The organism is Streptomyces spongiae (assembly GCF_009377185.1).
Classification (GTDB): Bacteria; Actinomycetota; Actinomycetes; order Streptomycetales; family Streptomycetaceae; genus Streptomyces; species Streptomyces spongiae.
This window is the reverse complement of record NZ_VJZC01000501.1, coordinates 1-7434: the sequence shown is the minus strand read 5'-3', so window position 1 is coordinate 7434 and position 7434 is coordinate 1. Positions and strand designations below refer to the sequence as shown.

The following is a 7434-nucleotide window of genomic DNA, read 5'->3' as shown; positions in this document are numbered from 1 at the left end:
GTGGCCCTACCGGTCGCCGGGCGTGACCAGCCCCGACTCATAGGCGAAGATCACGGCCTGCGCGCGGTCGCGCAGGTCCATCTTCGCCAGGACGCGGCCGATATGGGTCTTCACCGTCTGCTCGGCGAGCACCAGATGGTCCGCGATCTCCTGGTTCGACAGGCCGCGGGCGATCAGCTCCAGTACCTCGGTCTCGCGCGGGGTCAGCCCCTTCAGCCGCGACGCCCGGTTCCTGCGCGGGGCGGGTTGCTGCCGCGCGAAGTCGGCGATCAGACGGCGCGTCACCTTCGGGGCGAGCAGCGCGTCCCCGGCCGCCACCACGCGCACCGCAGAGATCAGGTCGGCCGGGGGCGCGTCCTTGAGGAGGAACCCCGAGGCCCCGGCGCGCAGCGCCTCGTACACGTAGTCGTCCACGTCGAAGGTGGTCAGCATCAGCACTTTCGGACGGTGCGCGGCGCCTTCCTCGGCCTCGGGCCCTCCCGGGTCCAGCAGCTCGCGTGCCGCCGCCAGACCGTCCATCTCCGGCATCCGTACGTCCATGAGGACGACATCGGGGTGCGTTCTGCGCCCCAGCTCCACGCCCTGTCTGCCGTCCGCGGCCTCGCCCACGACGTCGATGTCGCTCTGCGCGGCCAGCAGGGCGGCGAACCCGGCGCGGACCATGGCCTGGTCGTCGACGATGATCACCCGGATGGTCATGGAGAGGACGGACTCCCTTCTTCGGGCGTGCTCATCTCTTCGGGCGTGCTCATCGGGAGCCGCGCCGCCACACGGAACCCCCCGTCGGGCAGCGGCCCGACATCGAGGGTGCCGCCGACCAACCGTACGCGCTCGCCCATGCCGACCAGGCCGTGCCCTGTGCCACCCGACTCCACCCGCGAAACCGGCTTCGTGGCGGGCCCGTTGACGACGAGCACCGTCAGATGGTCCTCGCCGGTGGAGAGCGACACCCGGGTGAGGGCGCCGGGGGCGTGCTGTACGACGTTCGACAGGGCCTCCTGCACGATGCGGTACGTGGACAGGTCGACGGCCGGGGACACCTTCGTCGACTCCCCGAGGGCGCCGGGTTCGGGAAGGGACAGTTCGACCGGGACACCGCCGCGTCTGGTGGCCTCGACGAGCTGGTGCACTTTGTCGAGGCCCGGCTGCGGGGCCCGCTCGTCCTGCGCGTCCTCGCTGCGCAGCACCTTGAGCAGCCGCCGCATCTCCCCGATCGAGTCGCGGGCACTGGCGGCTATCGACTCGAACTCCCCGCGCACCTCGTCGGACACACCGGAGAGCCGGTACGGGGCGGAGTCCGCCTGGACCGAGATCACGGTCATGTGGTGGGCCACGACGTCGTGCAACTCCCGTGCGATCCGCGTCCGTTCCTCCAGCAGGGTGCGCCGGGCCCGCTCGGTCTCGCTGATGGTCTCCTGCTCGACGAGCCGGCGCCGGGTCTCGCCGCGCTCCCTCAGCAGTGAGCCGAGCAGCAGCACGGCACCGCTGAGGACGATCATCAGGACGCTGGTGTCCGGGCCGTCCGAGCCGACCGGGTTGCGGAACGCGCTCAGCAGGACACTCGCGACCACGGTGACGAGCCAGACGTAGAGCACCGTACGGCGCGGCTCGCGCAGGGAGAGCGCGAGGCACAGGACCAGATAGCCCACGACGACCATGGGGGTCCAGGGAGCGGGCCGGCCCGCCACGTCGGCCTGCACCACCACGAACGCCCCGGCGATGTCCGCCACGATGACGATCCGCCAGGCCTGCAGCGGACGGACCACGGCCAGCAGCAGGGGCGCGGCCTGCGCGAAGCCGAGCGCTATCGCGAGGCCGCCGTTCACGTGGTAGTCCATTCCCAGGACCTGGGAGGTGACGGGGATCAGGACGGCCGCGAACCCCAGCGCGATCACATACGGCACCCGCCGCACCCACCGCCTGGGATGCCGCGCGAGCAACGCCTCACCCGCCCAGGGCGGGGCGAGGGGCTCGTGATCGGGAGACGTCGATACGCTGCTCATGGCCTCAAACCCTAGGCAGCGGACCCCGTCGCGGCCGTCATACCAGGGAGCTCAGCTTCATGTCATACCTGGGTATGAGCAGCGCGCCCCTGAAAGGGGCCGCGCCCCGATAGGGGCGCGGGGAACTGCGCGATCAGCCACATACGACTCGCACTCGACAAACTCCCCCCGCCCCAACGGCTAAAGCTCCGCCAACAGCTCCGCCTTCTTCACCGAGAACTCCTCGTCCGTAACCAACCCCGCCTCGTGCAACTCCCCAAGATGCCGAATCCGATCGGCGATATCGGCAGGGTCACGCCGCGGCGAAGCGGCAGCCACCGCACCCGCAGAACCCGCGGAGCGCACCGCCGACAACACCGCCGCCGCGAACGGCAACGACTCGTGCACGGGCCCGTACCCCAACCCGAACACCACAGAGGCGGGATCCTGGTCGGCCTGAGGCCGCGACGCCCCGTCCGCGTCGCGGCGCAACAGCCGCAGATGCCCCTCGAAGACCTCGGGGGACCGCCACTCGACCCCGCTCAGCCCGGCGACGGGAAAGCTCTGGTCGCCGGCCTTCCACTTCGCCGAGGAGGCCCCCGTCCAGAACCACCGGAACGACACGGACTTCCCGTCGAAGGACGCCTTCGCGTCGTACGCCTTGAACTGCAGCGGTGCCTGGGGCGGAGCCACCAGGTAGCGCTCCGCCGGGCTCTCGTCCTCGGTGAGCTGCGCGCGTAGCTCGTCCGCGTAGTACTCGGCGAGGGTCTCGCGCTCGGCGGGCAGGACGAGGCGGTACGGGTCGCAGGCCTCCTTCAGCTGGCCCGCGGCCGCCTCCATCAGTGGGTCGGCGCCCGGTCGTGGCACGGCGTGCAGGACGACGGTCCCGCGCTTTCCCTGTGTCAGCGTCACTGCCGCGATCGCTTCCAGGGGGATGCGCCGCTCGCCGAGTGCCTGGAACAGCTTCGGCGTGCGGATTCCCCGTTCGAAGCGGATGAGCACGGAGTCCGACTCGAACTCCCAGGCGGCATTGAATCCAGCCAGAACGTCACCCATGCGGCTCATCGTATGCGTGAGGCGCGTCTTCGTCCCCTCCTCCGGCAGGCGGTGATTCCTTCGTCCTCTACGCGCGTCAGGCCGCGACAGCGGCGGACAAACCCTCCTGACACGCGTTTTCCTCGTGTTGCTGTTGTGCGCAGTGCACCGCGCGATACGAGCCAACGCCGATCTCGGCGAAGTTGCGCAGGCTTTCGGTCCCGGGTTCGAAGTAGCCCGCGTGGCCCTTCGCGCCGTCCGCCGACAGTACCCGTGCCCCGAACGCCGAGGACACCGGGTCGGCGCCGTGGCCCAGGCCGCCGACTTCCATGTACGGCACGTCCTGGATCCAGTCGTCGGCGTCCCGGGTCGCCCAGACGCGGGCCGAGGTGCGCAGCTGGGACGCCTTCTCGGCGCGCATGCCGGGGCTGCCGGCCACCGCGATGTCGGAGACCCGGGCGGGCAGTTGGCGTGCGGCGACCCCGCACAGCACCGAGCCGTAGCTGTGGCAGTACAGCGCGACGGACGAGTTGCCGGGCAGCGCGCGCACCAGCGCGTTCAGCCGGACCGCGCCCTGCTCGGCGCGCAGCGCGGTGGCCGCCTCCATGCCGAGCCCGCTGGGCGACGTGTAGTCGGCCCAGGCGATCACCGCCGTACGGGTCGTGGGGTCGGCCGAGCGCTCGGCCGTGTACAGGGCGCTCGCCATACCGGCGGGCGCCGAGTACCTGCGGTTCGTGCGCTGGAAGGTGAGCACGTCGGTGTCGACGCCGGGCACGACCACCGAGACGCGTTCGGCCTGGGTGAGGTCGCCGAAGACCTCGGCGACCCGGCCCGAGCCCTCGGGGTCGAAGGCGAGGATCCGCCGCCCCGGCTGCATGAGGTCCTCGAAGCGGTGCATGCGGCGGCCCGCGTCGTACTGGCCGACGTCGGAGAGCCGCTTGTCGTGCATGCGTTCGAGTTCGATGTCGCGTTGCTCTTCCAATGCGGCGCGGTTCGCGCGGTAGCGCAGCTCGACGGGCGCGCCGTTCATGTTGCCGACCGCGAGCGGGTAGCGGTCGGCGAGGTGGGTGCGCTGCCGTTCGGTGAGCGAGGCGAAGAAGTGGGCGAGCCGACCTGGGGAGGAGTCGGCGTCCGGCAGCGCACGGCCGTGGAGATGTCCGTGGTCCCACGCGGAGAGCGAGGTCTGCAGCGGTGAGGACCCCCGGTGGCCGCGGATCGCGGTCCAGCCGGTGGTCGCCAGCATCACGAACACGACGGCCAGCGCGAGCAGTGCGCGCCAGACGTTGAGTTGGGGAGAGGGGTCGAAGGAAGTCACTGAAAGGACACACTAGGAGAACGGAAGGGTCTCGCGTTAACCGAGTGAGGGGGATCACGTTTCGTACGCAGGCGTTTCACATGCCCCTCGCGTTCACCGGCATGTCGATCCGGCTCTTCACTCCGTACGCCACTTCTCCGCCAACACCGGTCCCACCGCGTCGAGATACGTGGCGGTCAGTGCGCGGAGCTCAGGGAGGCCGAGTCCCTCGTTCGCCCCCCAGAGCCGCTCCATGACACGAATCACACCGGCGAAGACGGCCACCGCCACGCGCGGCCGCGGGTCGGTGTCCACGTCGAGCCCCTCGCGTTCGGCGATGACCCGCGCGACCTCCTCGGCCACCTCGTCATTGCGGCGCAGATGAGCGGCGAGGAGCGCGGGTGTGGCCTCGGTCAGCCGGCACATGCGCAGGTAGAGGTCGATCGGCACCACCTGTTCGACGGCCTCGCCGATGGTGTCCCAGCCCTCCAGGACGGCGTTGCGCAGCGCCTCCAACGGGGCCTCGTCGAGCGGCCGTTCGCGTACCGCCGCCACGAACTGCGTGTGCGCGATCTCCTGGACGGCGAACGCCGCGTCCTCCTTGCCCGCGAAGTAGCGGAAGAAGGTGCGCTGCGAGACGTCGACGCCCTCGGCGATCTCGTCGACGGTCGTGTCCTCGTACCCCTGGGTGGTGAAGAGCTCCAGGGCGACCCGCAGCAACGCGTCCCGGGTGCGCTGTTTCTTGCGCTCGCGCAGTCCTGACCGGGTCACCGTGTTCATGAGCCCTCTTCTTTCGACTGTACGGCCGGCTCAGGTGGCCGTTCGCCGAGCTCAGCCTATCCGTGAGTGACGTGACAGTTACCGGCTTGTGAACCCATTTGTCAATTGTCAGTGGCTGTCATTAGCCTCGGCGCATGACTAGTCAGACCACCATCGACACGACGGGGCCGGGGGACCAGATCCCCGTCGCGCCGTCGGACCAGCGGCCCACCACGGGGCTGCGCGGCCACCCCTGGTTCACTCTCATCACCGTGGCCGTGGGGGTCATGATGGTGGCCCTCGACGGCACCATCGTGGCCATCGCCAACCCGGCCATCCAGAAGGACCTGGGCGCCAGCTTCGCCGATGTCCAGTGGATCACCAACGGCTACTTCCTCGCCCTCGCGGTCACCCTGATCACCGCGGGCAAGCTCGGCGACCGCTTCGGTCACCGCCAGACGTTCCTCATCGGCGTGGTGGGCTTCGCGCTCGCCTCCGGAGTCATCGGCCTGTCCGACTCCATCGCCATGGTCGTCACCTTCCGTGTCCTCCAGGGCCTGTTCGGCGCGCTGCTGATGCCGGCCGCGCTCGGTCTGCTGCGGGCCACGTTCCCGGCCGAGAAGCTGAACATGGCGATCGGCATCTGGGGCATGGTCATCGGCGCCTCCACCGCGGGCGGCCCCATCCTCGGCGGTGTGCTGGTCGAGCACGTCAACTGGCAGTCGGTCTTCTTCATCAACGTCCCGGTCGGCGTCATAGCCGTGATCCTCGGCGTCTGGATGCTGCTCGACCACCGCGCGGACAACGCGCCGCGCTCCTTCGACATCCTGGGCATCGCCCTGCTCTCCGGCGCGATGTTCTGCCTGGTCTGGGCGCTCATCAAGGCCCCGGAATGGGGCTGGGGCGACGGCATGACCTGGACCTTCGTCGGCGCCTCCGTGCTGGGCTTCGGGCTCTTCGCCTTCTGGGAGACGAAGGTGAAGGAGCCGCTGATCCCGCTGGCGCTGTTCCGCTCCGTCCCGCTCTCGGCGGGCGTCGTCCTGATGGTCCTCATGGCCATCGCGTTCATGGGCGGCCTGTTCTTCGTCACGTTCTACCTCCAGAACGTGCACGGCATGAGCCCCATCGACGCGGGCCTGCACCTCCTCCCCCTCACCGGCATGATGATCGTCGGCTCCCCCCTCGCGGGCGCCCTCATCACCAAGGCCGGACCCCGCATCCCGCTGGCCGGCGGCATGGCGCTCACCGCGATCGCCATGTACGGCATGTCCACGCTGGAGACGGACACCGGCAGCGCCGTGATGTCGCTCTGGTTCGCGCTCCTCGGCCTCGGTCTCGCCCCGGTCATGGTGGGCGCCACCGAGGTCATCGTGGGCAACGCACCGATGGAGCTCTCCGGTGTCGCCGGCGGTCTCCAGCAGGCCGCGATGCAGATCGGCGGCAGCCTCGGTACGGCCGTCCTGGGCGCCGTGATGGCCTCCAAGGTGGACAGCGACCTGCCGGGCAACTGGAAGGACGCGGGCCTCCCGCCCCTCACCGGCCCCCAGCTCGACCAGGCCGCCGAGGCCGTCCAGGTCGGCGCGGCACCCGTCGCCCCGGGCACGCCCGAGGCGATCGCCGCGAAGATCACCGACGTCGCGCACGACACGTTCATCTCCGGCATGGCTCTCGCCAGCCTCGTCGCCTGCGGTGTCGCGGCGGTCGCCGTCGCGGTGGCCTTCCTGACCAAGCGCGGTGAGAACGCCGAGGCGGGCGCGGGGGTCGGCCACATCTAGTCCGCTGGTCCGCCGTGACCGGGCCCCGTTCGCCTATCAGGGTGACGGGGCTCAAGATCCCTCGCCCCCCACGCGCACCGCAGGTCACAGTGGATCAGGTGGCCCGTACGACATGGAGGGCGGACCGGTCCTGGGGCGCGCTGCCGGAGGGGGGCGGCGCGCCGACAGGTTCAAGGTACGAAACCGGGGGTACCCGCCGCATCGACCCGAACTGACACCAAAGTTCAGGGAGTTGATGATGGCGGGTTTCGGGCAAGGAACGCGCAGGCACCCCCGCTCACGTGGCCGAACGTGGTCACGGACCGGGCTGGATCGCGCGACGCTGGGAATCATCGGGCTCGTCTGCGCGATCGCGGGCTTCTTCGTCCTCGGGATCGTCCTCGGTCCCGCCGCGATCGTCTGCGGCTGGCTCGCGATGGGCCGCAGCTGGACCGGGTCCCGCCCCGTCCCGGCACTCGTCGCCGTGGTGCTGGGTTCCATCGACACGCTCCTGGCGATCCTCTGGCTCGCCGGGACCACAACTCCGGGGAACGGATTCTTCTGATCCGCGGGGAGTGAGGGAAAGACGAGGGGGCTCCCGGCCAAAGGC

General features: G+C 70.2%; 7 protein-coding genes. 2 read left to right on the top strand and 5 right to left on the bottom strand.

Annotation, left to right across the window (positions count from 1 at the left end; genetic code table 11):
* Positions 1–6: 6 nt before the first annotated feature.
* The 5 genes from FNH08_RS39640 to FNH08_RS39620 all read right to left on the bottom strand — a co-directional run bounded on the left by FNH08_RS39640 (position 7) and on the right by FNH08_RS39620 (position 5091).
* Positions 7–699, bottom strand: a complete 693-nt coding sequence (locus tag FNH08_RS39640; RefSeq protein WP_152776370.1) for a response regulator — start codon at positions 697–699, stop codon at positions 7–9.
* Positions 696–2003 carry a sensor histidine kinase gene (locus FNH08_RS39635; protein ID WP_152776369.1) on the bottom strand — a complete coding sequence of 436 codons (1308 nt, stop codon included), beginning with the start codon at positions 2001–2003 and terminating at the stop codon, positions 696–698. Before FNH08_RS39635 ends, FNH08_RS39640 begins: the two co-directional genes overlap by 4 nt.
* Before the next feature lie 180 nt (positions 2004–2183).
* Positions 2184–3038 carry a DUF4429 domain-containing protein gene (locus FNH08_RS39630; protein WP_152776368.1) on the bottom strand — a complete coding sequence of 285 codons (855 nt, stop codon included), beginning with the start codon at positions 3036–3038 and terminating at the stop codon, positions 2184–2186.
* Between the two features lie 76 nt (positions 3039–3114).
* Positions 3115–4332: an alpha/beta hydrolase gene (locus FNH08_RS39625; protein WP_322726218.1), complete on the bottom strand. Its 1218-nt coding sequence runs from the start codon at positions 4330–4332 to the stop codon at positions 3115–3117.
* Between the two features lie 117 nt (positions 4333–4449).
* A complete protein-coding gene (locus FNH08_RS39620) occupies positions 4450–5091 on the bottom strand; it encodes a TetR family transcriptional regulator (RefSeq protein WP_152776367.1) in 642 nt (213 codons plus the stop codon).
* 134 nt (positions 5092–5225) lie between these two features.
* Between FNH08_RS39620 and FNH08_RS39615 the strand changes: the two genes are divergently transcribed.
* Together FNH08_RS39615 and FNH08_RS39610 are read left to right on the top strand one after the other, a co-directional pair.
* Positions 5226–6845: an MFS transporter gene (locus FNH08_RS39615; RefSeq protein ID WP_152776366.1), complete on the top strand. Its 1620-nt coding sequence runs from the start codon at positions 5226–5228 to the stop codon at positions 6843–6845.
* A gap of 235 nt (positions 6846–7080) precedes the next feature.
* Positions 7081–7389: a small hydrophobic protein gene (locus FNH08_RS39610; protein ID WP_152776365.1), complete on the top strand. Its 309-nt coding sequence runs from the start codon at positions 7081–7083 to the stop codon at positions 7387–7389.
* Positions 7390–7434 lie beyond the last annotated feature (45 nt).